Source organism: Pseudomonas putida (assembly GCF_002741075.1).
GTDB lineage: Bacteria > Pseudomonadota > Gammaproteobacteria > Pseudomonadales > Pseudomonadaceae > Aquipseudomonas > Aquipseudomonas putida_T.
Genome location: NZ_CP016634.1, coordinates 3196293 through 3219532 on the forward strand (window position 1 = coordinate 3196293; position 23240 = coordinate 3219532).

A 23240-nucleotide genomic window follows, 5' to 3' on the forward strand; every position below is an offset into this window, starting at 1 on the left:
GTAAGACGCTGCATCTAGGCCTTTAACCATGTGCCATCTGTGCCGGCCCATTCGTGGGTGAACCCGCTCCCACAGGGGTTTGCGTTGTCGTTGGGGCAGCGGTGTGCCTGCGGGAGGGCGCTGATCATTTCAGGGAGATTGAACAATGACCACGAAGGACATCGAGCCGAGGACGGTGGGCAGGACGAAGTTCTACCAGGGCGAGGGCATGACCGCGCCGCTGTTTTGCATCGAGCCTGGTATCTCGTGCCAGCACGCACGTGAGCAGGCTTCGGAATTGATGGGGTATGTGCGGGACATGACCCTCACGGGGGTGATGGAGGAGAAGCCTCAGTTGGTATGGGCGTCACACTATCTGGCGGCGTTAGCCAAGGCGCTGATGGATGATGCGGAATTGGGGATGATGAGCTGAGGTCAAGGTGCTGCGGTGGCTGTTGGATTTGGGGCTGCGAAGCGCCCCCGGTCAGGGTCCCGGGGCGACCAGGCGATAGCCGACGCCGGCTTCGGTGATGATGAAGCGCGGAGCGGTGGGGTCGTCGCCGAGCTTCTGCCGCACGTGGGCGACAACAATGCGCAGGTAATGGGTGTCATCGACATGCGTCGGCCCCCAGATGTCCTTGAGCAATTGCTGCTGGGTGATGACGCGCCCGGGGTGGCCGGCGAGCTGGGCGAGCAGTGCGTACTCTTTGCGGGTCAGGGCCACTTCCACGCCGTCGAGGGTCACCTTGCGAAACGCGAAGTCCACCACCAAGGGCCCGAAGGTTGCGATCGATTGCGTGGTACTGGCCTGGGGCGTCTGGCGCAGCAAGGCGCGGACGCGGGCGAGGAATTCCTGGATGCCGAAGGGCTTGGTCACGTAGTCGTTGGCGCCGCCATCGAGTGCGTCGACTTTCTGTACTTCGCTCGCACGCACCGACAGCACCAGCACCGGCACGGTGCTCCATTCGCGCAGCTCGCGCAGTACGTGCTGACCGTCCATGTCGGGCAGGCCGAGGTCGAGCACCACCAGGTCCGGCTTGCTCAGCGCGGCCTGGGCGAGGCCTTCGGCGCCGGTGGCGGCTTCGATGACTTTGTAGCCCTGGGAGGCGAGGCTGATGCGCAGGAACTTGCGGATCTGCGGTTCATCATCGATGACCAGCAGGGTGGCGGACTGACTCATGGGGCTTCGCTTTCAGGCTCAGGTTGTGGGGGCAACGGCAAGCATAGAGTGATGCAGGTGCCCTGGCCATCGATGCCGTCGCCAACGAGGATCTGGCCGCCGTGGGCGCCGATCATGCCTTGGCAGATGGCAAGGCCAAGGCCGGTGCCCTGCCCGCCCCGGTCGCCGCGGGCGGCAGTGTAGAACATATCGAAGATCTTCTCGCGCTCGCTCACGGGGATGCCGGGCCCTTGGTCGCTGACGGCAAAGCGCAATTGCTCACCCTCGGTGGTGACGCGCAGTTCCAGGCGCCCGTTGGCCGGCGAGAAGCGGGCGGCGTTTTCCAGCACGTTCACCAGCGCCTGTTCGATCAGCGCCGCGTGCACGAACAGCAGCGGCAACGCGGGGGGCACGTCGGCGTGCACGCGCAAGGGGGCCAGGACCACGCGCAGGCGGTTGAGGGCGCTGCCGACGATGTCGGCGGGGGCGACCCAGTCGCGAGCGAGCTTGAGGCCACCATGGCCGAGGCGGGTCATGTCCAGCAGGTTCTGGATGTAGCGATCCAGGCGCTCGGCTTCGTTGCGGGTGCCTTCGAGCAACTCTTGGCGATCGGCCGGGGGGATGGCGTCGCCCAGGGCCAGCAGGCTGTCGATGCTGCCGCGCATGGCGGTCAGGGGGGTGCGCAGGTCATGGGAGACCGAGGCCAGCAGCGCGCTGCGCAGTTGCTCGGTCTCGCCGTGAAGGCGCGCGGCCTCCAGTTGCTCGCCCAGGCGGGCGCGGGCCAGGGCCTGAGCCAGGGGTTGCCCGAGAGCCATCAGCAGGCGGCGGCGCTCGGCGCTCAGGACTTCACCTGAACGTGGCCGCACACCGAGCAGGGCCAGGGGTTGTTCGTCCACGGCGAGGGGCCACCACCACCAGCGCCCGTCGGGCAAGGTGTCGCTGCCATGGCCGGCGGCTTGGCCGTGCTGCCAGGCCCACTCGGCGGCGGCGCGTTCGTTATCGGTCAGTTGCGGTTCGTGGCTGCCGGTGGCTTGCAGCAGGCCTTCAGCGTTGCGCTCGAGCAGGCAGGCCTGCATGTCTTGCCAGGCGCCCAGGTGCTGGCCCGCGGCGTTGAACACGGCCTGGCGGTCGGTGGCCACGGTGAGACGGCGCGAGAGGTCGAGCAGTTGCGTGGTCTCGGCCTGGGTTTCGCGCAGGGCCTGCAACTGGCGGCGCTGGCGCGCGGCGAGGTTGCCGGTAAGGCCGGCCATGAGCAGGAAGAACACCAAGGTGAGCACGTCTTCTTCGCGCTGGATGGCGAAGGAGAAGTTCGGCGGGATGAACAAAAAGTCGTAGGTGAGAAACGACAGCGCCGCGCAGGCCAGCGCCGGCCCCAGGCTGCTGCGCACCGCCACCAGCAGCACGGCGGCGAGAAACACCAGGGAGATGTTGGGCAGCGCCAGCACACTGGACACCGCCCACGACAACCCGGCGGCCAGCGCGGTGGCCACCAGCGCCAGCAGGTAATGGCGCCAGACCCACACGCGCTGCACCGCAGAGGGGGCCGTGCGGGGTTGGGTATCGCGATCGAGGACGTTGATTTCAAGCCCGTGGCTTTCGCGCAGCAGGCGCGCGGCCACGCCAGCACCGAACAGGCGACGGCGCAGGCGATCGCGGGACTGGCCCACCAGCACCAGGCTAGCGCGGCGTTCGCTGGCGTGCTGGATCAGGGTGCGGGCCACTTCACCGGCGCGCAGCACCACCACTTCGCCGCCCAGGCGCTCGGCCAGTTGCTGGGCGGCCTGCAGGCGCTGGCGGGCGGTCTCGTCGCGCAGGCGGCCGTTGTCCACGTGCACCAGGCTCCAGGGCAGATGGCGGCGCTGGGCGACTCGGCTGGCATGGCGTACCAAGCGTTCGGCCTGCTCGTCACCGTCCACGCCCACCAGCAGGCGACCGCGCAGGGCCGGGGCCTCCTGGCCGCGCTGGCGGTAGCCATGGGCAAGATCGGCATCGACCTGGGCAGCGGCGGTCTGCATGGCCAGCTCGCGCAGGGCGGTGAGGTTGGTTTGGGAGAAGTAGGCGTCGATGGCTGCCCTCGCCTGCTCCGGCACATAGACCTTGCCCTCGCGCAGGCGCATGAGCAGCTCACGCGGTGGCAGGTCGATCAACACCAGTTCGAAGGCTTCTTGCAGGACCCAGTCCGGCAGGGTCTCACGTACCTGCACGCCGGTGATGTCGCGGACTTTGTCGTTGAGGCTTTCCAGGTGCTGGACGTTGACGGTGGTGTAGACGTCGATGCCGGCGGCGAGCAGCTCCTGGACGTCCTGCCAGCGCTTGGCGTGGCGGCTGCCAGGGGCGTTGGTGTGGGCCAGTTCGTCCACCAGGGCCAGGGCGGGGGCGGCGTTGAGCAGGCCGTCGAGGTCCATTTCCTCGAGGGTCACGCCCCGGTAGTCGGTGCGCAGCAGGGGCTGCTGGGCCAGGCCGCCGAGCAGGGCCTCGGTTTCGGCGCGGCCGTGGGTCTCGACGACGCCGGCCAGCACCTGTACGCCCAGGCGTTGCTGGGCGTGGGCGGCCTGGAGCATGGCGTAGGTCTTGCCCACCCCAGGGGCGGCGCCGAGAAATACCTTGAGCTTGCCGCGCCCTTCGCGCGGCAGGCCCGCCAGAAGCGCATCGGCGCGGGCGGAGTCACTCATGTTTCATCCTTTCAATTCCGGGCCTGTTGTGCAGGCCATTGCAGGCTTCGCCCACAGAGACACCGCCTATCTTCATCAGCATCGGCGGCGTCTGTTTCGCGGGTAAACCCACCACAGGGATAGCGCAGCTCTTGGGTGGCAACGCTGTACCTGTGGGACAGCCTAGGCCAATAGGGCATCGCAGACCCTCAGCCTCGGATACACCGCAGCGCTATGAGCCGGATCCGAGCGGGGCCAGGCGTTCCAGGGCGTGGTTCAGCGCCAGCACGTTCACCACAGGCGGGCCGATCAACGGGTGCAGGGTGGCTTCTTCCACCAGCGCTTGCAAGCGCTCCACCGGCACTTGCCGCGCAGCCGCCACTCGGGGCAACTGGTAGGCCACGGCATCGGGCGGCAGGTGCGGGTCCAGGCCACTGCCGGAGGTGGTCAGCAAGGCCAGGGGCACGGGGCCCTGCTGGGGTTGGTAGAGCGCGGCAGCCTCGGCCTTGACCCGCTCGGCCAGGGCCGGGTTGCTCGGTGAAAGGTTGCTGGCACTGCTGGCTACGGTGGCATAGGCGCCAGCCGAAGGGCGCGAATGGAACCAGGCATCGCCGGTAAAATCCTGGGCGATCAGGGCCGAGCCGCGCACCCGCCCCTGCTCGTCACGCACCAGGCTGCCATTGGCCTGCTCGGGGAAGGCAACTTGGGCAATGCCGGTCACCGCCAGGGGGTACAGCGCGCCGGTGACCAGGGTCATCAGCAGGGCCAGGCTCAGGGCCGGGCGCAAATAGGTGGTCATGGGCGTCTCCTTCAAACCAAGTGCAGGGCGTTGAGCAGCAGGTCGATCAGTTTGATCCCGGCAAACGGCACGATGATGCCGCCCACGCCGTAGATCAGCAGGTTGCGTCGCAGCAGATGGGCCGCGCTCGCCGCCTGGACGCGCACCCCGCGCAGGGCCAGGGGGATCAGCACGACGATGATCAGCGCGTTGAACACGATGGCCGAGAGGATCGCGCTCTGCGGGCTTTGCAGCTGCATGAGGTTGAGCACGCCCAACTGCGGGTAGATCGCCGCGAACAGCGCCGGCAGGATGGCGAAGTACTTGGCCACGTCGTTGGCGATGGAGAACGTGGTCAGCGCACCGCGGGTGACCAGCAGTTCCTTGCCCACCTGGACCACGTCCAGCAGCTTGGTCGGGTCGCTGTCCAGATCGACCATGTTGGCCGCCTCGCGCGCGGCCTGGGTGCCGTCGTTCATGGCCATGCCCACGTCAGCCTGGGCCAGGGCCGGGGCGTCGTTGGCGCCGTCACCGCACATGGCCACCAGGCGACCGTCGTTCTGCTCCTGGCGGATACGCGCGAGCTTCTTCTCCGGCGTGGCCTCGGCCAGCACATCGTCGACCCCGGCTTCGGCCGCAATGGCTGCGGCGGTCAGCGGGTTGTCGCCCGTCACCATCACCGTGCGGATCCCCAGCTTGCGCAGCTCGGCGAAGCGTTCACGAATGCCCGGCTTGACCACATCCTTGAGGTGGATCACTCCCAGCAGGCGCTTGTCGATGCACACCAGCAGGGGCGTGCCACCACTCTGGGCGATGCGCTCCACTTCACGGGCCAGCGGCGCGGGCATCTCCAGGCGTTGCAGGCCGACGAAGGCCAGTACCGCATCGACCGCCCCCTTGCGGTAGCGATGCTGCTGGAAGTCGATACCCGAAAGCCGCGTCTCGGCACTGAAGGCAATGGCCTCGAACTGATTGGCCGAGGGCTCGATGAACTCATGCTGCTGACGCAGGAACTCGACGATCGACTTACCCTCGGCGGTGTCATCGGCCAGGGAGGCGAACAATGCGCCCTCCCCCAGCTCCCGCGCAGTGATGCCGGGCGCCGCGTGCAGCGCGCTGCAACGGCGGTTGCCGAAGGTGATGGTGCCGGTCTTGTCGAGCATCAGCGTGTGTACATCGCCCGCCGCCTCCACTGCGCGGCCGGAGCGCGCGATGACGTTCAGGCGCACCAGGCGGTCCATGCCGGCGATGCCGATGGCCGAGAGCAGGCCACCGATGGTGGTGGGGATGAGCGTCACCAGCAGCGCGGCGAGGAAGATCAGCGGCAGACTGCCGCCGGAAAAACGGGCGAATGGCTGCAAGGTCACCACCACGATCAGGAAGATCAACGTCAGGCCGATCAGCAGGATGTCCAGGGCGATCTCGTTGGGGGTCTTCTGGCGTTTGGCACCTTCGACCAAGGCGATCATGCGGTCCAGGGTCGACTCGCCAGGGTTGCTGGTGATGCGGATCAGCAGCCAGTCCGAAACCAGCCGAGTGTTGCCGGTGACCGCCGAGCGGTCGCCGCCGGACTCGCGGATCACGGGGGCCGACTCGCCGGTGATGGCCGACTCGTTGACCGCGGCGATACCTTCGAGCACTTCACCGTCCCCTGGGATCAGCTCGCCAGCGACGACCTTGACCACATCGTCCTTGCGTAACTGAGTGGCGGGCACGCTCTCGAAGCGGCCATCGGCGGTGCGACGCTGGGCGATCAGGCCCTGGCTGCCGGCCTTGAGGCTGTCGGCACGGGCCTTGCCACGGCCTTCGGCCAGGGCTTCGGCGAAGTTGGCGAACAGCACGGTGAACCACAGCCACAGGGCGATCTGCAGGGCCACGCCGGTCCCCACGCCACTGCCGGGAATGAAACACAGCAGGGTGGTCAGCAAGGCAGTCAGGGCGACCACCAGCATCACGGGCGAGCGCTTGAGCTGACGGGGGTCGAGCTTGACGAAGGCCTGCACCAGGGCTGGCCGCCAGAGCGCAGCGAAGCGGGTCTGGTCCACGGCGGCACGATGGGCTTTGACGTCAGTAATAGGCATGTTCATGGAAGGTCCTCAGAAGCCCAGGCTCAGGTGTTCGGCAATCGGCCCGAGGGCCAAGGTCGGTAGGAAGGTCAGGCCACCGACCAGCAGGATGGTCACCAGCAGCAGGACCACGAACAGCGGGCCGTGGGTGGGGAAGCTGTTCAAGCCCTGGGGCGCGCTCTTCTTCGCCGCCAGGCTGCCGGCCAGGGCCAGCACCGGCAGGATGTAGCCAAAGCGGCCAATGAGCATGGCCAGACCGATCATCAGATTGTGGTATGGCGTGTTGGCACCGAAGCCGGCAAATGCCGAACCGTTGTTGGCGGTGCCGGAGGTGTAGGCATAGAGCAGTTGGCTGAAGCCATGGGCGCCGGGGTTGGTCACGGCGCTGGCGGGCCCGGCGAGGCTCGCGGTGATGGCGCCAAGCACCAGCACGCCCACCGGCATCACCAGCAAGGTCGCCACCAGCAGTTGCACCTCTCGCGCCTGGAGCTTCTTGCCCAGGTATTCCGGCGTGCGCCCGATCATCAGGCCCGCCAGGAACACAGCGATCAGCACGAACAGCAACATGCCGTACAGCCCTGCGCCCACTCCGCCGAAGATCACCTCCCCGACCATCATGTTGACCATGGCCACCATGCCGGTGAGCGGGTTGAGGCTGTCATGCATGGCATTCACCGACCCATTGGAGGCGGCTGTGGTGGTCACGCTCCACAGCACCGAGGCGGTGGTGCCGAAGCGGCTTTCCTTGCCTTCGAGCGGCGCGGCTTGTTGCACCTGGGCGCTTTCGAAGGCCGGGTTGGGCTGCTGCTCGGACCACAGCGCGGTAGCACCGCCAATGAGGAACAGGCCCAGCATGCAGGCGAGAATCGCCCGGCTTTGGCGCAGATCCTTGACGTAATGGCCGAAAGTGAACACCAGCGCCGCCGGAATGAGAATGATCGATGCCACCTCGAACAGGTTGCTCCAGGCCGTGGGGTTTTCGAACGGGTGCGCCGAGTTGACGCCGAAGAAGCCGCCGCCATTGGTGCCCAGCTGCTTGATGGCGATCTGGCTGGCGGCCGGGCCCAAGGGAAGGGTCTGGTCGCTGCCTTGCAGGGTCAGCGCGTGGGCGTAGTCGGCGAAGGTCTGCGGCACGCCCTGCCATACCAGCAGCAGCGCCAGCACCAGGCTCAGCGGCAGGAGTACGTAGAGGATCGCGCGGGTCAGGTCGACCCAGAAGTTACCGAGGGTGGTGGTCGAGCGGCGGGCGATGCCGCGACACAAGGCAACCAGCACGGCGAGCCCCGTGGCGGCACTGACGAAGTTCTGCACCGTCAGGCCGATCATCTGGCTCAGGTAGCTGACCGAGGCCTCACCGCTGTAGGCCTGCCAGTTGGTGTTGGTCATGAAGCTGACCGTGGTGTTGAACGCCAGCGTCCACTCTTGGCCAGGCAGGTGCTGCGGGTTCAGCGGCAAGTGGCCTTGCAGCAGCAACACGGCGAACAGCAACGCAAAACCCGTCAGGTTGAAGGTCAGCAGCGCCAGCGTGTATTGCTTCCAGTTCTGTTCCTGCTCGGCGCGTACACCGGCCAGGCGGTAGCATCCCTGCTCCAGCGGGCCGAGCACGGGCGTCAGCCAAGTGCGCTGCCCCTCCATCACCTTGAAGCAGAAACGCCCGAGCCAGGGTGCTGGCAGTAGCACGATGGCGAAGAACGCCAGCAGCAATAGGTAATCGTAGCTGTGCATGGTCGCCCCTTAACTGCGATCGGCGCGCAGCAGCGCCACCAGCAGGTACACCGTCAACGCCACTGCCAGCAGCAGTGACACCCCGTCCAGCATGTTCATGTGCGCATCTCCCTTGGTACGGCGCGAGGGCCGGTTTAGGGAAATTGTCCGAGGGAGGGGCGTAAAGGGACGAGATGGAGGGTGGGGTCAGGGCATAAAGAGTGCGTAAAGATCAGGCTTTTCGGCAGCCGCCATCGTCGCGGGTACCCCTGCAACGATGGCGGCATGGAGAGTCTTGGACTGACTACCGCTGGGGTGTCTGCTGCCCCGCGTTACGGCTCCAGTCCAGCAGCAGGCTGTAGCCCACCGCCAGCAAGGTCGGCCCAATGAACAGGCCAATGAAGCCAAAGGCGAGCAGCCCGCCGAAGACCCCGAGCAGCACGATCACCAACGGCAGGTTGCCGCCGCGGCTGATCAGGTACGGTTTGAGCACGTTGTCCACGCCGCTGATGATGAAGGTACCCCACAGGCCGAGGAACACCGCCATGCCGTACTCGCCCTTCCACACCAGCCAGCCGGTGGCCGGTATCCAGGCCAGCGGTGGCCCCATGGGGATCAGGCTGAGCATGAAGGTAACCAGGCCCAGCACGATGGCACCCGGCACGCCGGCAATCAAAAAGCCGATCAAAGCCAGCAGCCCCTGGGCCGCGGCGGTACCGATCACGCCGTTGACCACGCGCTGCACGGTACCGGCCACCAGGTCCAGGTAATACTCGGCGCGATCGCCCATCAAGCGCTGCAACAGGCGCAGCACGAAGGCCGCCAAGCGCGGCCCGTCGCGGTAGAAGAAAAACACGAATACCAGGCTCAGGGTCAGTTCCAGGGCGCCGCTGCCGATCTGCGCGCTGCGTGCCAGGAACCAGTTGCCGACCTGCCCCAGGTGAGGCTTGATCGAAGCCAGCAAGGCCGCGCCCTGTTGGTCCATGGAGTCCCACCAGCGCACCAGGCGCTCCCCCACCAGAGGGATGTTGCCCAGCCAGTCCGGTGCGTCGGGCAAGCCGTCGACCTGCACGTCACGGATGAACGTGGTGGCATCGCGGATGTGGTCGGCCAGGTTGAAGCCAAGCCACACCAGAGGCAAGGCCACCACCAGAATCCACACGGCGGTCAAAAGGCTCGCGGCGAGGGTTTCGCGCCCGCCCAGCACGCGTGTCAGCAGGCGCATCAGGGGCCAGCTGGCGAACGCCAGGATGGCGCCCCAGAGCAATGCCGAGATGAACGGAGCCATGACCCACAGGCCAGCCCCCAGCAAGGCCAACAGCAGGATCTGGATCAGCAGGCGGTCATTGTTGGCCATGGATGCGCTCATTCAACGGATCAGTTCCAGATGCAGGCCTTCGGTGGGGGCCGTCCCGACTTCCAAGCGGGTGCTGCGCACACCGGCGTTCACCAGTTGCTCGCGCCAGGCCTCGGCCTCGGCGCCGCTGAGGCTGGCGCGCAGAGTGCTGTCCAGGTTCAGGCTGCGCCCGAGCAAGACCACCCAGGTGGACTGTGGTGCGGCAAGATCAGGGTAGTCCAGCTTGCCGGTGTCGCGCAGTTCGCGCAGCACCGTGGCGGGGGTCGGCAGCAGCTCGCCCAGGGGGCTGTCAGCCACGAATTCTTCGACGTGCAGGTAGGCGCGGCGATTGCCGCGGGTGACGCTGTAGAGCGAGACCAGGGTGTCGGCCTCTTCGGCGGAGCGGCGCAGGAGGATGAACGCTTGCTGCTCGTCACCACCATTGAGGCGAGCATTGGCGAACACCTCATTGGCCCACAAGCTGGCTTCACCGCAATCACGTCCCTGACACCAGAACAGCGGGTAACCGCCGTCACGCTGCAGGGCCTCGCGGGCGCTGGTGAAGGCTTCGCGGGCTGTACGTTCGACAGGGAGTTCGTAGGTGACGGAACTGACCTGGCCGCGGCTTTCGACCTTCTCGTCCACCCGCAGGCGGCCGCTGATCTTACGCAGAGGGCCCATCGGATAGACCCGTTCCTGCTCCACGGCCGGGCGTTGGTCGACCACTTTGGCGTCCACCGGTACGGGCAGGCTGCCGGCCCACGACAAGGGGCTGGCCAGGCCCAGGCAAACGGCGATCAGGTTGCGCGTGATCATCGGCCACCTGTCACGCACAAGGCGCCGATGGGGTAATCCAGGATGTCTGGCATGTGCATGGTTGTCTCCGTGTTCAACCCGCCAAGCCTCGACACTTGTCCGGTGCAAGTCAAGAAAAGCCGAAGAAGCGATTGAAACAGTCTGCAACAAGGGTTGCGCCCTGTTCGTCATTCAAATGCAGGTGATGACCACCGGGCAGCGTGACCTGCTCAAAGGGTAGCTGCTCCAGCAGGGCCGTGTGTCGCACCAGCATGCCATCGGCCGCCACCACCAGGCAGGCCGGGCATGCGACCCGCTTCACGAAGGCCATGGCTTGCGCTTCGTTCAGGCGTACCGGCGATGGCAAGGTCAGGCGGCTGTCGCTACGCCAACTGTAACCGCCCGGCACCGGCATCAGGCCGCGCTGGGCCAGCAGTTCGGCCGCCTCGCGGCTGACCGCGACCATGCCTTTCATGCGCGCCTGCACACCTTCTTCAAGGGTCGAATACACCGACTTGCGCTTGCCATCCACGCGCAACTGGGCCTGCAGTGCCATGCCCAGGCGTTCAGCGGCGTCCTGCTCACGGGCTGTGGGCGGGATCACCCCGTCGATCAAGGCCAGATGGCTGATGCGATCCGGCAAGGCCCCCGCCAGTTGTACGGAAATGATCGCCCCCAGCGAATGCCCGAGCAGGCCAAAGCGCTGCCAGCCCAATTGCTCGGCTACCCGCAGCACATCATGGATATAGTCGGCCAAGGCGTAACCCGCCCCCACGGGACGGTGCTGCGAATAACCGTGCCCGGCCAGGTCCAGGGCCACTACGCGTAACCCTTTGAGGCGCGGCGCCAAGCGGGCGAAGCTGTTGGCGTTGTCCAACCATCCATGCAGGGCGATGACTGGCAAACCGTCCTGCGGCCCGAACAGGTGCGCCGCCAGCTCGATATGGCCAAGGCTCAGGCGGATCTCTTCGACGTGTGTGCTCATGCCCGGCTCCAGCGATCGAACAGGCCCTTGATCAGGCCGGCGGTTTCATCTGGACGCTCCAGCGGGAACATGTGCCCGCCCGGGAGGCTGTGGTATTCGCCTCGGGGGATGCCGCGCACCGCCAGGGCATGATGCCGGCGGATCACCCGGCTTTTGTCCCCCCTCACCACCGCCAGCGGCACCTGCAACTGGCTCGCCGGGGCTGGACTGACATGGGGGATGCTGCGGTAGATGTCGATTTCGGTGGTCGGGTCGAAGCGCAGGCGCAAGCCCTCCTGGGTGGCTTGCAGGCCATGCTCCAGATACGCCTCCAGGCAGTCGGGGTCGAAGTGGCGGAACAGCGTCTTGCCGGCGAAGTAGGCCCGTGCGCTGTCACGGTCGGGGAATGCCTCGCGACGGCCCAGGGTCCGACCGGCCGGGGTGATGCGGTCGATGAATCCGAGGCGCTTGGCCGCACGGATCATCCACTGGTCGGCGCGGGTCAGCACGGGCGAGTCGAGCATCACCACGCCGCGGTAATACTGTGGGCAGCGCAAAGCGGCATGCAGGTGCAGAAGGCCTCCCAGCGAATGGCCGACACCCCACACCGGCTGCCCCTGCTGGGCCAGGTGATGAAGCAGCTCATCGACCAGGCTTTGCCAGTTGTCGTTTACCGGAAAACGCGGGTCATGGGCATGTTGGGCCAGGTGCCGGACCTGGTAGTCCGGCGCCAGCGCGGCGAACAGCTTGCCGTAGGTGGCCGAAGGGAAGCCATTGGCGTGGGCGAAGAAGATCTGCTGCGACATGGCGGCCTGGTCTGAATGGGAAGTGATGGCCCATTGTCGGCATGGTGCGCGGGGGCGGCAACGTTCGGAAAGGTCATCGATGAGGGTGATCTGGACATGCCTGGCATTTGTGTCGCCTTCTTCGCGGGTGAACCCGCCCCCTCTTGGTCCGCGCAAAGACCTGCGGGAGCGGGCGGGCTCACCCGCGAAGAAATCACCGCCAAAAGCCAGGATCAGCCGGCGTGGTACAGCCCCTTCAAGGTCATCAACCCGGCCAGCGGCCAGTCTCCTTCCAGTTCCGCCAGGCTCGCCGTGCTCAAGGGCGCCGGCTGCTGGCCATGGCCGTGTTCGAGCAGGCCCACCAGGGTGCCCACCAAAGGCTGGTGGCTCACCAACAGCACATGCTCCAGGCCTAGCTTGTCCAGCTCGCCGATCACCTGCCCGGCATCGCTGTCAGGGGTGAGCCAGGGGACTGTACGCACCGGCGCCTCGAAGCCCAGGGCGTCATGCACCAAAGCGGCAGTCTGCTGGGCACGAACGTAAGGGCTGGCGATGATCGCCTGCAGCGGCTGGCCCAGCAGGCGCGCGGCGCTACGCAGCACCTGCTCGCGACCATGGTTGGTCAGGCGGCGCTCGGCGTCGGTGTTGGCCCGTGGCTCTGCCTCGCCATGGCGCAGCACCCAGACCTTCACAGTTTGGGCTCCTGGTCGCGCACCGGGTGAGGCGCGCTGGCGACCTCGTGCGGGACTTCGCCTTCCGGCGCACGCGGGGTCGGCCAGTCGGCGAACGGCCAGGGTTTCTGGTCGCTGTGGAAGGTGCCGAAGCGACCGATCTGCGCCAGGAACTGGCTCAGGCTGTCACCGAAGTTCATCAGACTGCCGCTGGGTGCGCCATAGACCAGGCGGTAGATCAGCTGGACCAGCACCAGACCACCCAGCAACAGCTGGGCCACGTGCCAGACCAACAGGAACACCAGCATCCACAGTACCCGCAGGATGATCGATTCGCGCTGGGCGCGGTTGGCTGTGTCGTTCATGCATGTACTCCGGGATCAGTTGAAACCGCTGATGGAAATGAAATCGACGTCGGTCTTGGGCTCGGCGCGCATCAGGTGCTCGATCACCTGGTTCAGCGTACGTCCCTCGAAGAGAATCGCGTGCAGACCGGCCACCAGCGGCATGTACACCTGCACCTCCTGGGCCTTGGCCTTGAGCACCTTGAGGGTATTGACCCCCTCGGCCACCTCGCCCAGCCGGCTCACGGCCTGCTCCAGGCTCAGGCCCTGGCCCAGGGCATGCCCGACCTGGTAGTTACGGCTCTTGGGCGAAGAGCAGGTGACGATCAGATCGCCGACCCCAGCCAGGCCCAGGAAGGTCATGGGGTTGGCGCCCTGGCTCACGGCGAAACGGGTCATCTCGGCCAGCGCGCGGGTGATCAGCATGCTCTTGGTGTTCTCACCCATACCCAGGGCGACGGCCATGCCCGCGATGATCGCGTAGACGTTCTTGAGTGCGCCGCCGAGCTCCACGCCGAAACGGTCGGCGCTGGCATAGACGCGGAAGGTACGGCCATGCAGCACCGCCTGCACGCGTTGGCAGAGGGCTTCGTCCTCGCTGGCCACCACGGTGGCGGTCAGGGCATGCTCGGCGATCTCGCGGGCCAGGTTCGGCCCCGACAGCACACCGATGCGAGCCTCGGGCGCGATCTCCTCGAGGATCTGGCTCATCAGCTTGAAGCTTTGCGCCTCGATGCCCTTGGTCAGGCTGACCAGGCCCTTGCCACGCAGCAGCTCGGCATGGGGTGCCAGCACGCTACGCAAGGCGCTGGAGGGCAGCGCGACGAAAATCAGGTCGCAGGCTTGCAAAGTGGCCAGCAGGTCGTTGACAGGCTCCACCCCATCCTGCAGACGAATGCCTTTGAGATAGCGTGGGTTCTCGCGATTGACGCGCATGGCCTCGGCCTGCTCGGGGTCACGCATCCATTGCCGTACCGGCACGCCGTTCTCGGCCAGCAAGTTCGCCACGGCGGTGCCGAAGCTGCCGCCTCCCAGAACTGCAACAGGTTGCTGTTCAGTCATATCCAATCCGTTAAAGCCAATAAGTTAAGTTGGCGACTGGGGCATTATACGGCGCGCATGCGACAGAACCAGTGGCAGTGCCAGCCCTGCATATGGATATCAAAGAGCACTGGCAAAACCCAAGCGGTCAGTTAACATGCCTGTTTCATCTCTGAAACAAGGCCGTACCGTGTTCCCTGGCACGCCACCTTACCCTCGCCTGTTGTTGCTGACTGCCCTCTTGGGCGGCCCGGCCCTGGCCGATGATTTGTTCCTCGACAACCAGGACCTGCCCCAGGTTCTGACCGCGACACGCCTGAAACAATCCCCGGCGGCAGTGCCTGGCAGCATGACGGTGCTCGACAGCGAACTGATCCGCGCCAGCGGCGCACGCGACATCCCTGAGCTGATGCGCCTGGTGCCCGGCATGATGGTGGGCTACGTCGCCGGCAACCAGCCGACCGTCAACTACCATGGCAGCAACGTCAACGACGCCCGGCGCATGCAGGTGCTGATCGATGGCCGCTCGGTGTACCGCGCCGGCCTTGCCACGGTGGACTGGAGCGACATCCCGCTGGCCATCGAGGACATCGACCGGATCGAGGTGTTCCGCGGCCCCAATACCGTGAGCTATGGCGCCAACGCCCTGATGGCGGTGGTCAACATCCTCACCCGCAACCCCGCCGACAGCCACGGTACCCGGGTCAAAGTCACCCGCGGCCAGGACGGCATCAATGATTACTACGCCAGCCAGGGCTTTGGTTGGGAAGGCGGCGACATGCGCCTGTCGCTGTCCGGCATGCAGGACGATGGCTTCGACGAGGACCAGTTCGGCAACGACTACCGCGACAGCCGCCGCCTCAACCGCTTCAACCTCAGCGCCAGCCACAACCTGGCGGTGAACCAGACCCTGGAATGGCAACTGGCGGCCAAGGAAGGCAGCAATCAACGGCCATATACGTATCAGCCGGTGTTCCCCTTCGTCACCGCCCGAGGCGACAACGCCGACGTCAATGCCAAGGATTATGCGGGCTCGATGCGCTGGAACATCGATTTCAACCCCGAGCACAGCCTGTACGTCCAAGGCTCGGCCCAGCACTTCGACCGACAACAGGTCTGGCTGGCCTGCGATGCGGCCATTGCCTTCAGCCCGGAGCTGACGCGGCTCTGGCAGATCAACCCCGACTATGCCGAGCAGGTGGCGCGCAACGCCAACAATCCACCCTCCAGCAGCGATCCCGTGCAGAACGCCCTGCGCAACCAGATCGCCAACCAATGGGCCAATGGCGGGCGAGACGTGGTCTGCGGCGATGTGGACCAAAGCACCCGTGAAACCCGCTTCGACCTCGAAGTCCAGGACACCCTGAGCCTGACCGACAATCTGCGCCTGCTCAGCGGAATGAACTACCGTTACGATCGCGCCGACTCGCAGACCTACTTCAACGGCAGCCTTGACGACCAGACCTGGCGCCTGTTCGGCCAGTTGGAGTGGCGCGCCGACGAGCACTGGATTCTCCAGGGTGGCGCGATGTTCGAGGACTCGCGCCTGTCGGGCAGCTCGCTCACCCCGCGCATGGCGGTCAACTACCTGATCACCCCGCGTCACGGTTTGCGTGCGGTGTACTCCGAGGCCGTGCGCTCGCCGGACATGTTCGAGAACAACGTCAACTGGAGCTATACGGTCAACAACCTGACCCCCAACGTCTACGGGTTGCAGCATGGCGAATACTTCGTCAAGACCCGTGGCCCGGGCGACCTCGAACAAGAGCGCATGCGCTCGCGAGAGCTGGGCTACAACGGCAATTTCAGCGACATCGATTTGAGCATGGATGTGAAGTTGTTCTATGACGAGATCACCGGAATGATCAGCGAGCCGTTGCGCAACAACCAGTACATTGCCAGCAACGCCAACAAGGCCCGCTTCAGCGGCAGCGAAACGCAACTGGACTGGCGCCCTACCCTGCAGGACCGCCTGCGCCTGACCTACGCCTACGTCGATGCCTGGGCCAGCAACCCCAGCGACCGACGCCTGAGCGCTCGCAACAGTGGCTCGGCCGGCTGGATGCGCGAATGGGGCGGAGGTTGGTCCAGCGCCCTGTTCTACTACGGTGACGATGCGCTCAACCAGTACCGCTACGAACGCCTCGACCTGCGCGTGGCCAAGCGCATCCGCTTCCAGGGCACCAGCCTGGAGCTGGCCGCGCTCTGGCAGCAGCGGCTGGACGATGAACCGGTCACCGTGCCACAGAACCGCTACGACAGCCGCCACCGCCTGAGCGTGAGCGCGGAGCTGGAGTTCTGATGGCCTCGCTGCTGCGCCTGCTGCTGTTCTGCCTGTGGCCCTTGGGCGCGGTGTCGGCCAGCGAGATTCTGTTGGTAGGCGCCAGCGACCAGCCCGGCGTGCGCAGCTTCGTCGCCGCCCTGGAGGCGCGCCGCCCCACCGACCAGGTGCACTTCAAGACCGTCGACACCCTGCCCACTCCCGGGCAATTGAAGGCCGATGTGCGCCTGGTGCTGCTCGACAGCGCAGCGTTCGAGTGGCGCCTGGGCGAGGCCGCCGGCCCTCCGGCTCTGGCCTTGCGCGTCAGTCGGGTACAGGCGGAACAACGCCTGGGAAAGTCGCGTCCCGCCTACCTGTGCCTGTTGTGGAGCGATCCACCGCCTGGTCGGCAACTGCGACTGGCGCGCTACCTGTTGCCACAGGCGCGACGGATCGGAGTGCTGTACGGCGAGCAAAGCCGCTTCATGCTTGACGAACTGCGCCTGGCCGCCCGCCCGCTGGGTCTTGAGATCGTCGCCCAGGATTGGCCGGACCCGCGCGACAGCCGCCCGCTGCAGCACCTCCTGAGCAACAGCGATGTTCTGCTGGGGATCGACGACCCTGACCTGTACAACTCCAAGACCGCCAAGAACGTGTTGCTCAGCAGCTATGGCCGACAGATGGCGCTGATCGGCCCGAACGCAAGCTTTGTCCGCGCCGGGGCCCTGGCCAGCACCTTCAGCGACCAGAACGATTGGCTCGCGGTGCTCGACCAGTTGCTCGACCGCCCGCCCGCCAGTTGGCCGCGCAGCCATTACCCCGCGCACTATGGGGTCAGTGGCAACCAGCAAGTGGCACGCGCCCTGGGCCTGGAGCCGATCGACCCCAAGGCCGCCGCCGTGGTGCTGGCCGAAGGAGAGCCCACCCCATGAGCAACCGCCTGAGCTGGGACATCCATACCCGCACCCAGATCATCAGCCTGGGCCCCGCCCTGCTGCTGACCTTGCTGCTGATCAGTTTCTTTACCTTCGTGCGTCTGCAGGACCTGCGCCAAGAGCTCAACCACACCGGGCAGTTGATCGCCAACCAGCTGGCCCCGGCCTCCGAATACGGCGTGATCTCGGGCAACAACGAGGTGCTCGAAAGCCTCATGCGCGCGACCTTGAGCATTCCACATGTACGCTTTCTCGAAGTACAGGACAGCCGTAACCACATCTTGGTGTACGTCGAGCAGAACGGCGAGAGCGCTAACCGGGCCCAGCGTGTGGAAGTGTTCCAGGCACCGATCCGTCTGCAGCAGATCCGCCTGGACAACGACTTCCTGCAGCAGGGCAACACACCTGCCCCCAGCATCGGCGATGACTATCTGGGGCGGGTGATCGTGGGCATGTCCGACGATGCATTCAGCCAGCGCCAACAGGAAATCGTCATCAAAGCCGGCATCCTGGCCTTGTTCGCCTTGCTGTTCACCTTCCTGCTCGCCCGCCGCCTGGCCATGAGCCTGGCCAAGCCGATCAGCGACATGGGCCATGCGGTCAAGGCCATCCAGAAAGGTGAGTTCAAGACCCAGGTGCCGGAAGTCGACGACAGCGAGCTGGGACACCTGGCCCGACACATCAACAACTTGGCCAGCGCACTGGAGAAAGCCAGCACCGAGCAGAAGCAGGCCATGGCGCAGATGATCCAGGCGCGTGAGGAGGCTGAGCAGGCCAACCGGACCAAGTCGGAGTTCCTGGCGATGATGAGCCATGAGCTGCGCACCCCCATGAACGGTGTACTGGGCATGCTGCAACTGCTCGAAACCACCCCGCTGACCAGCGAACAGGCTGACTACACCGCCGTAGCCACCGAGTCCACTGGGCACCTGCTCAAGGTGATCAACGATATCCTCGACTTCTCGCGAATCGAGCGCACCACGCTGGAACTGGAGCACATCGCGTTCAACCTGGGCGAGCTGATCAGCAGCAGCGTCCAGTCGTTCCAGCACAGTGCCCAGCAACGCGGGCTGGGTCTGCACCTGCAGCTTCGCCAGGGCATCGAGCGGTTGCAAGTCACAGGCGATCCGACGCGGATCCGTCAGATCCTGCTGAACCTGATCGGCAACGCTCTGAAATTCACCGAGCACGGCCAAGTGGAAGTGGAAGCCCGTTGGCGGGCCCTGGACGCGCAGCAGATAAGGTTCACCTGCGCGGTGCGTGACACCGGCATCGGCATCGACAGCGATCGCCTGGAGATGATGTTCGTGGCTTTCCAGCAGGCCGACAGCTCGATTTCCCGCCGCTATGGCGGTACAGGCCTTGGCCTGGCGATCGCCCGGACCCTCGCCGAACGCATGGGCGGACAGTTGCGCGGCGAAAGCCGCGAAGGCCTGGGCTCGACCTTCACCCTGGAAATGCCCCTGGCCCTGGCCAGCACCACGGCGACCCTGCTTCCAGCCCAGGATGCCGAAGGCCAAGGGGCCTGCGAAGGCGGGCAGATCCTGCTGGTGGAAGACAACCCGGTCAACCAGAGCGTCATCGAGGCCATGCTGCGCAGCCTGGGCTTCGACGTCGTCACGGCCCTCGATGGCCTTCAGGCTGTCGAGCAGGTGCTCCAGCAACGCTTCGCCGCCGTGCTGATGGACTGCCGCTTGCCGGTGGTGGATGGCTATGAGGCGACCCGGCGTATCCGTCTGCTGCCCCATGGCGCGCAGGTGCCGATCATCGCCCTCACGGCCAACGCCCTGCAGGGCGACCGCGAGCGCTGCCTGGCGGCGGGCATGAACGATTACCTGAGCAAACCGTTCAAACGTACGGAATTGCAGCAGGTGCTGCAGCGTTGGTTGTCTGGACGGACAGCCGCGACTGGCGATTAACGCCGAAATACGGCAGTCTAGGGAGATGGAAGCCAGAACGCGGCTTGTCCGGTGTCGGTGACGGGTCGCCAGACGACGCAAAGCTGCCGAATTAACCGCCCTGGCCACTAGACAGGACCTGCATAGGCCCTGAAAATAAGCGTTTCAGTGCACACCTGTACTTCTTTGCCAGGTGCGCTGTGACTTTCACCACAACGCAATAGTCTACCTGTAGGCTGCCGTCCCGGACTCAACCGACGGGCCGGCCGGGAAGATTCAGCCCCAGCCGCACGGGGATTATTGAGGAGCTCGCATGACCAAACAAAACGCCTTTACTCGGGAAGATTTGCTGCGCTGCAGTCGCGGTGAGCTGTTCGGCCCAGGTAATGCGCAACTGCCCGCCCCGAACATGCTGATGGTCGATCGCATCACCCATATCAGCGCCGAAGGCGGCAAGTACGGCAAAGGTGAATTGGTCGCCGAGCTGGATATCAATCCGGACCTGTGGTTCTTCGCCTGCCACTTCGAAGGCGACCCCGTCATGCCGGGCTGCCTGGGCCTGGATGCCATGTGGCAGCTGGTCGGCTTCTTCCTCGGCTGGCAGGGTCTGCCAGGCCGTGGCCGCGCCCTGGGCTCGGGCGAAGTGAAATTCTTCGGCCAAGTACTGCCCTCGGCCCAGAAAGTCACCTACAACATTCATATCAAGCGCGTCCTGAAGGGCAAGCTGAACATGGCCATCGCCGATGGCTCGGTCAGCGTCGACGGCCGCGAGATCTACACCGCCGAAGGCCTGCGGGTCGGCGTGTTCACCTCCACTGACAATTTCTAAGGGTTATTCGCATGCGCCGCGTCGTTATCACTGGTCTGGGCATCGTATCGTGCCTGGGCAATGACAAAGCTACCGTCACCGAAAACCTGCGCAACAGCCGTCCGGGTATCCGCTACAACCCGGAATACAAGGAAATGGGGCTGCGTAGCCAGGTTTCCGGTTCCATCGACCTCAACCTCGAAGAGCTGATCGACCGCAAGGTCTATCGCTTCGTCGGCCACGCCGCTGCCTACGCCTACCTGGCGATGCAGGACGCGATCAAGGATGCCGGCCTGACCGAGGAGCAAGTCTCCAACCCGCGTACCGGCCTGGTCGCAGGTTCCGGCGGCGCCTCCACCCTGAACCAGATGGAAGCCCTGGACACCCTGCGCGAGAAAGGCGTCAAGCGCGTCGGCCCATACCGTGTCACCCGCACCATGGGCAGCACAGTGTCGGCATGCCTGGCCACCCCGTTCAAGATCAAGGGCATCAACTACTCGATCTCGTCGGCCTGCGCCACCTCTGCTCACTGCATCGGCACCGCCCTGGAGCAGATCCAGTGGGGCAAGCAGGACATCGTCTTCGCCGGCGGCGGTGAAGAAGAGCACTGGAGCCAGTCGTTCCTGTTCGATGCCATGGGCGCCCTGTCGACCAAGCGCAACGAAACCCCAGAGCTGGCCTCGCGCGCCTACGACGCGGACCGTGATGGCTTCGTCATCGCCGGTGGCGGCGGCATGGTCGTGGTCGAGGAGCTGGAACACGCCCTGGCCCGTGGCGCCAAGATCTACGCCGAAATCGTCGGCTACGGCGCAACCTCCGACGGCTACGACATGGTGGCCCCGAGCGGCGAAGGCGCGATCCGCTGCATGCAACAGGCGCTGTCCACCGTCGACACCCCGATCGACTACCTCAACACCCACGGCACCTCGACCCCCGTCGGTGACGTCGCCGAGATCAAGGGTGTACGTGAAGTGTTCGGCGACAAGGCACCGAAGATCAGCTCGACCAAGAGCCTGTCCGGCCACTCCCTGGGTGCCGCAGGCGTCCACGAGGCGATCTACTGCCTGCTGATGATGGAGAACAACTTCATCGCCGGCTCCGCCAACATCGATGAGCTGGACCCGGAGGTCGCCGACCTGCCGATCCTGCGCCAGACCGAAGAAAACGCCAAGATCGACACGGTCATGAGCAACAGCTTCGGCTTCGGTGGCACCAACGCCACCCTGGTGCTCAAGCGTTGGACTGGCAAGTAATCGCCTGACCTCGCTGCAATGAAAACGCCCCGACTGGTTCGGGGCGTTTTCGTTTGGATTGCAAGAATAGAGGAAGGACCTCGCCCTCCTACACCGAGAACCTGTGCACCAACGCGTTCAGATCCACCGCCAACTGCGACAGAGCCTGGCTCGCCGCCGAGGTCTGCTCGGCCCCGGCCGAGGACTGGTGCGCCAGGTCGCGGATGGTGGTCAGGTTGCGATCCACTTCACGGGCGACCTGGGCCTGCTCTTCCGATGCACTGGCAATCACCAGGTTGCGTTCGTTGATCCGCGCGATGGCCGCCGTGATCCCCTCCAGCGCCTCTCCTGCGGCATGAGCACCCTCGAGGGTCGAGCGCGCCCGCTCATTGCTCTGCTGCATGCCGTGCACGGCCCGCTCGGTGCCAGCCTGGATGGCAATGATCATCTGCTCGATCTCCCGGGTCGACGTCTGCGTGCGATGGGCCAGCGCCCTCACTTCATCAGCCACCACCGCGAAGCCACGCCCCGCTTCCCCCGCCCGCGCCGCTTCGATGGCGGCATTGAGCGCCAACAGGTTGGTCTGGTCGGCAATAGCGCCAATCACGTCCAGTACCTTGCTGATGTCCTGCACCTGCTGCGCCAGTTGCCCCACCTCCTCGGCGTTGTCGGCCACGCCCGCAGCCAGGGACTCGATGGCATGCACGGTCGCCTGCACCTGCTCACGCCCCTGCCGGGCGATGCGGTCGGACTCGCGGGAAGCCTCGGACGTGGCAACGGCATTGCTCGCCACCTCCTCCACCGCCGAGGTCATCTGGTTGACGGCCGTCGCCGCCTGCTCGATTTCCTGGCTCTGTTGCTGCAAGCCAAGGGTTGCGCCCTCAGTGACCGCGCTGAGCTGCTCGGATGCCGAGGCCAACTGGTCTGCCGAGTCGGAAATTCGCCCGATGGTGTCACGCAGGCTCTGTTGCATGACTTTGAGCGCCGCCTGCAGGCGCGCAGGCTCGTCGTCGCCCTGTACGGTGATCTGCGGCGTCAAGTCGCCCTTGGCGACTGTCTCGGCCACCTGCAATGACTGTCCCAGTGGCCGTACGATACTGCGGGTCAGGAGCAGCGCCAGGACCACGGTCATGGTCACCGCCACCAGCAACAGCACCCACACCCAGACCTTGGCGCCTGCATAGACTGCCTCGGCAAGGTCCGTGGCGCGATCGGCGTGGTGGATGTTCAACTCGATCAATTCATTGAGGGTGGCGGTCATCTGGTCAGCGAACTGGTTCATCTCGCCATTGACCAAGGTCGCCGCCGCCTCGCCACGCCCCTCGCCCGCCAGCTGCATCACCTGGCCCTGCAGGTCCAGGTACCGGCGCTCAAGGTCCTGGTAGCGATCGAGCAGCGTCTGTTCTTCCGGCAGCACGATCAACGCTTTGTAGCGCTGCTGCACCTCGTTCAAGCCTGCCTTGAGGTCCTCGATACGCGCACGGTTCTGTTGCTGCGCCGCCGGCGCCGGGTCGATCAGCAGGCGCAAGGTCAGGGCGCGAATTCGCAACATGTCCTGGGTCATGCGCCCCACCGAAATGACACTGGGCAGCCAGTTGTCATCCACCTGTTCGGCCTGCTGGCGCATATGGGTCATCTGCTGGAGAGAAAAGCCCCCGAGCACAGCGACCAACAAGGCCATCAAGCCAAAGCCAAGCCCCGCACGCGGGGCAATGTTCAAGCGTCTCAGACTCATGTACAGCTCCCTCTGCCACATTGTCGTTGTTATAGACGCTATCGGGGAGCGGCTGGATTTGCTTAAGACGAAAAAGCAATATCAAAGTGCCACGCCCTA

General features: G+C 65.4%; 20 protein-coding genes. 6 read left to right on the forward strand and 14 right to left on the reverse strand.

Translation table 11 applies throughout. The annotated features are described in order from the left end of the window. The first annotated feature begins 145 nt into the window (after window positions 1-145). On the forward strand, window positions 146-412 hold the full coding sequence (locus tag IEC33019_RS15035) for a DUF3077 domain-containing protein (RefSeq protein WP_070092860.1): 267 nt from the start codon (window positions 146-148) through the stop codon (window positions 410-412). 51 nt (window positions 413-463) lie between these two features. Here the strand turns inward: IEC33019_RS15035 and IEC33019_RS15040 are convergent, their stop codons facing one another. The 13 genes from IEC33019_RS15040 to IEC33019_RS15100 all read right to left on the reverse strand — a co-directional run bounded on the left by IEC33019_RS15040 (window position 464) and on the right by IEC33019_RS15100 (window position 14294). Then, window positions 464-1159 (reverse strand): response regulator, encoded by a 696-nt coding sequence (locus IEC33019_RS15040; RefSeq protein WP_070092861.1) that lies wholly within the window; start codon window positions 1157-1159, stop codon window positions 464-466. Continuing rightward, window positions 1156-3810, reverse strand: a complete 2655-nt coding sequence (locus tag IEC33019_RS15045) for a sensor histidine kinase (protein ID WP_099593734.1) — start codon at window positions 3808-3810, stop codon at window positions 1156-1158. Before IEC33019_RS15045 ends, IEC33019_RS15040 begins: the two co-directional genes overlap by 4 nt. Before the next feature lie 211 nt (window positions 3811-4021). Continuing rightward, window positions 4022-4588: a potassium-transporting ATPase subunit KdpC gene (gene kdpC / locus IEC33019_RS15050; protein WP_070092863.1), complete on the reverse strand. Its 567-nt coding sequence runs from the start codon at window positions 4586-4588 to the stop codon at window positions 4022-4024. An 11-nt stretch (window positions 4589-4599) separates the two neighbouring features. Further along, the gene (gene kdpB, locus IEC33019_RS15055; protein ID WP_070092864.1) at window positions 4600-6654 is read right to left on the reverse strand and encodes a potassium-transporting ATPase subunit KdpB; all 2055 of its coding nucleotides are present in this window, start codon (window positions 6652-6654) and stop codon (window positions 4600-4602) included. A gap of 9 nt (window positions 6655-6663) precedes the next feature. Then, window positions 6664-8358: a potassium-transporting ATPase subunit KdpA gene (gene kdpA, locus IEC33019_RS15060; RefSeq protein ID WP_070092865.1), complete on the reverse strand. Its 1695-nt coding sequence runs from the start codon at window positions 8356-8358 to the stop codon at window positions 6664-6666. Window positions 8359-8367: 9 nt separating this feature from the next. Beyond that, window positions 8368-8457, reverse strand: coding sequence for a K(+)-transporting ATPase subunit F (kdpF, locus tag IEC33019_RS15065; RefSeq protein ID WP_070092866.1), 90 nt, complete (start codon window positions 8455-8457; stop codon window positions 8368-8370). Between the two features lie 184 nt (window positions 8458-8641). Continuing rightward, entirely contained in the window at window positions 8642-9694 is a 1053-nt protein-coding gene (locus IEC33019_RS15070) for an AI-2E family transporter (RefSeq protein WP_070092867.1), read from the reverse strand. Window positions 9695-9706: 12 nt separating this feature from the next. Next, window positions 9707-10489, reverse strand: a complete 783-nt coding sequence (locus tag IEC33019_RS15075; RefSeq protein ID WP_070092868.1) for a DUF4892 domain-containing protein — start codon at window positions 10487-10489, stop codon at window positions 9707-9709. Window positions 10490-10598: 109 nt separating this feature from the next. Next, the gene (locus IEC33019_RS15080; RefSeq protein WP_070092869.1) at window positions 10599-11453 is read right to left on the reverse strand and encodes an alpha/beta hydrolase; all 855 of its coding nucleotides are present in this window, start codon (window positions 11451-11453) and stop codon (window positions 10599-10601) included. Beyond that, complete coding sequence (locus IEC33019_RS15085) at window positions 11450-12238, reverse strand: alpha/beta fold hydrolase (protein ID WP_070092870.1); 789 nt, start codon at window positions 12236-12238, stop codon at window positions 11450-11452. Before IEC33019_RS15085 ends, IEC33019_RS15080 begins: the two co-directional genes overlap by 4 nt. 212 nt (window positions 12239-12450) lie before the next feature. Next, window positions 12451-12909 carry a phosphohistidine phosphatase SixA gene (gene sixA / locus IEC33019_RS15090; protein WP_070092871.1) on the reverse strand — a complete coding sequence of 153 codons (459 nt, stop codon included), beginning with the start codon at window positions 12907-12909 and terminating at the stop codon, window positions 12451-12453. Then, a complete protein-coding gene (locus IEC33019_RS15095) occupies window positions 12906-13253 on the reverse strand; it encodes a DUF4389 domain-containing protein (protein WP_070092872.1) in 348 nt (115 codons plus the stop codon). The genes sixA and IEC33019_RS15095 overlap by 4 nt, the downstream gene beginning before the upstream one ends. Before the next feature lie 15 nt (window positions 13254-13268). Continuing rightward, on the reverse strand, window positions 13269-14294 hold the full coding sequence (locus IEC33019_RS15100; protein WP_043211374.1) for an NAD(P)H-dependent glycerol-3-phosphate dehydrogenase: 1026 nt from the start codon (window positions 14292-14294) through the stop codon (window positions 13269-13271). Window positions 14295-14430: 136 nt separating this feature from the next. On the opposite strand from IEC33019_RS15100, the gene IEC33019_RS15105 reads away from it, so the two are divergent. The 5 genes from IEC33019_RS15105 to fabB all read left to right on the forward strand — a co-directional run bounded on the left by IEC33019_RS15105 (window position 14431) and on the right by fabB (window position 21427). Continuing rightward, window positions 14431-16575: a TonB-dependent receptor plug domain-containing protein gene (locus IEC33019_RS15105; RefSeq protein WP_170831784.1), complete on the forward strand. Its 2145-nt coding sequence runs from the start codon at window positions 14431-14433 to the stop codon at window positions 16573-16575. After that, complete coding sequence (locus IEC33019_RS15110) at window positions 16575-17465, forward strand: ABC transporter substrate-binding protein (RefSeq protein WP_070092873.1); 891 nt, start codon at window positions 16575-16577, stop codon at window positions 17463-17465. Before IEC33019_RS15105 ends, IEC33019_RS15110 begins: the two co-directional genes overlap by 1 nt. Next, window positions 17462-19387 carry an ATP-binding protein gene (locus tag IEC33019_RS15115; RefSeq protein WP_070092874.1) on the forward strand — a complete coding sequence of 642 codons (1926 nt, stop codon included), beginning with the start codon at window positions 17462-17464 and terminating at the stop codon, window positions 19385-19387. The genes IEC33019_RS15110 and IEC33019_RS15115 overlap by 4 nt, the downstream gene beginning before the upstream one ends. 292 nt (window positions 19388-19679) lie before the next feature. After that, window positions 19680-20195 (forward strand): 3-hydroxyacyl-[acyl-carrier-protein] dehydratase FabA, encoded by a 516-nt coding sequence (fabA, locus tag IEC33019_RS15120; protein WP_043211383.1) that lies wholly within the window; start codon window positions 19680-19682, stop codon window positions 20193-20195. Window positions 20196-20206: 11 nt separating this feature from the next. Beyond that, the gene (fabB, locus tag IEC33019_RS15125) at window positions 20207-21427 is read left to right on the forward strand and encodes a beta-ketoacyl-ACP synthase I (RefSeq protein ID WP_070092875.1); all 1221 of its coding nucleotides are present in this window, start codon (window positions 20207-20209) and stop codon (window positions 21425-21427) included. An 88-nt stretch (window positions 21428-21515) separates the two neighbouring features. Here the strand turns inward: fabB and IEC33019_RS15130 are convergent, their stop codons facing one another. Beyond that, complete coding sequence (locus tag IEC33019_RS15130; RefSeq protein WP_437436733.1) at window positions 21516-23162, reverse strand: methyl-accepting chemotaxis protein; 1647 nt, start codon at window positions 23160-23162, stop codon at window positions 21516-21518. Between the last annotated feature and the right edge of the window lie 78 nt (window positions 23163-23240).

Excerpts from the sequence above, each read along its gene's own strand:
- IEC33019_RS15035 (WP_070092860.1), top strand. The coding sequence starts at position 146 with ATGACCACGAAGGACATCGAGCCGAGGACGGTGGGCAGGACGAAGTTC.
- IEC33019_RS15040 (WP_070092861.1), bottom strand. The coding sequence starts at position 1,159 with ATGAGTCAGTCCGCCACCCTGCTGGTCATCGATGATGAACCGCAGATC.
- IEC33019_RS15045 (WP_099593734.1), bottom strand. The coding sequence starts at position 3,810 with ATGAGTGACTCCGCCCGCGCCGATGCGCTTCTGGCGGGCCTGCCGCGC.
- kdpC (WP_070092863.1), bottom strand. The coding sequence starts at position 4,588 with ATGACCACCTATTTGCGCCCGGCCCTGAGCCTGGCCCTGCTGATGACC.
- kdpB (WP_070092864.1), bottom strand. The coding sequence starts at position 6,654 with ATGAACATGCCTATTACTGACGTCAAAGCCCATCGTGCCGCCGTGGAC.
- kdpA (WP_070092865.1), bottom strand. The coding sequence starts at position 8,358 with ATGCACAGCTACGATTACCTATTGCTGCTGGCGTTCTTCGCCATCGTG.
- kdpF (WP_070092866.1), bottom strand. The coding sequence starts at position 8,457 with ATGAACATGCTGGACGGGGTGTCACTGCTGCTGGCAGTGGCGTTGACG.
- IEC33019_RS15070 (WP_070092867.1), bottom strand. The coding sequence starts at position 9,694 with ATGGCCAACAATGACCGCCTGCTGATCCAGATCCTGCTGTTGGCCTTG.
- IEC33019_RS15075 (WP_070092868.1), bottom strand. The coding sequence starts at position 10,489 with ATGATCACGCGCAACCTGATCGCCGTTTGCCTGGGCCTGGCCAGCCCC.
- IEC33019_RS15080 (WP_070092869.1), bottom strand. The coding sequence starts at position 11,453 with ATGAGCACACACGTCGAAGAGATCCGCCTGAGCCTTGGCCATATCGAG.
- IEC33019_RS15085 (WP_070092870.1), bottom strand. The coding sequence starts at position 12,238 with ATGTCGCAGCAGATCTTCTTCGCCCACGCCAATGGCTTCCCTTCGGCC.
- IEC33019_RS15095 (WP_070092872.1), bottom strand. The coding sequence starts at position 13,253 with ATGAACGACACAGCCAACCGCGCCCAGCGCGAATCGATCATCCTGCGG.
- IEC33019_RS15100 (WP_043211374.1), bottom strand. The coding sequence starts at position 14,294 with ATGACTGAACAGCAACCTGTTGCAGTTCTGGGAGGCGGCAGCTTCGGC.
- IEC33019_RS15105 (WP_170831784.1), top strand. The coding sequence starts at position 14,431 with ATGCCTGTTTCATCTCTGAAACAAGGCCGTACCGTGTTCCCTGGCACG.
- IEC33019_RS15110 (WP_070092873.1), top strand. The coding sequence starts at position 16,575 with ATGGCCTCGCTGCTGCGCCTGCTGCTGTTCTGCCTGTGGCCCTTGGGC.
- IEC33019_RS15115 (WP_070092874.1), top strand. The coding sequence starts at position 17,462 with ATGAGCAACCGCCTGAGCTGGGACATCCATACCCGCACCCAGATCATC.
- fabA (WP_043211383.1), top strand. The coding sequence starts at position 19,680 with ATGACCAAACAAAACGCCTTTACTCGGGAAGATTTGCTGCGCTGCAGT.
- fabB (WP_070092875.1), top strand. The coding sequence starts at position 20,207 with ATGCGCCGCGTCGTTATCACTGGTCTGGGCATCGTATCGTGCCTGGGC.
- IEC33019_RS15130 (WP_437436733.1), bottom strand. The coding sequence starts at position 23,162 with ATGTGGCAGAGGGAGCTGTACATGAGTCTGAGACGCTTGAACATTGCC.